Source organism: Frankia sp. CcWB2, from assembly GCF_977927585.1.
Genome location: NZ_CDWRCM010000288.1, coordinates 2,166 through 2,729, shown reverse-complemented (window position 1 = coordinate 2,729; position 564 = coordinate 2,166). Strand labels below are relative to the sequence as shown.

Annotated in this window: 1 protein-coding gene; it reads left to right on the top strand. The window is 70.4% G+C overall.

Annotated elements, in window-relative coordinates:
- Positions 1-257: 257 nt before the first annotated feature.
- On the top strand, positions 258-564 hold a 307-nt coding region (locus tag ACY45C_RS20550; protein WP_462189195.1), incomplete at its 3' end, for a beta-ketoacyl synthase N-terminal-like domain-containing protein.

Sequence of the window (564 nt, the reverse complement as noted above, 5' to 3'; positions counted from 1 at the left end):
CCGTCCCCTCGCCGGTCCGGCGTCGTGGGCCGCGGCGGCGCCCGTCTCGCCATCGTAGGGCTCGCGGGTCTTTGTAGGGTTCCCACAACACCTGGCCGCCGACATCGGTAGCGGCGGAGCTGTCCAGACCGCGCCCCGAGCTGGGAAGGTGATCCGGAGCAAGGATCGGAACCGCCTTTCTGGCGTTCCGCCCTCATCGTGACGGGAAGGGGTAATTAGTGGTTTACGACAAGATCGTGGTGACGGGTCTCGGTGCGATGACTCCACTCGGCGGCAACCTCGCCGCCACCTGGGACGGGCTGGTCGCGGGTGCCTCGGGTGTCGCGGTGATCGAAGACGAATGGGCGCGGGAGCTGCCGGTCCGACTCGCCGCCCGGCTGCCCGTCGACCCCGCGGCAACGCTGCCGCGCAAGGACAGCCGCAAGCTCGACCGCGGTGAACAGATGGCGATCGTCACCGCCCGGCAGGCATGGGCGGACGCGGGATCCCCCGAGGTCGCTCCCAAACGGCTCGCGGTCGTCATCGGCACCGGTTACGGCGGGGTGCAGTCCACCCTGGGCCAGC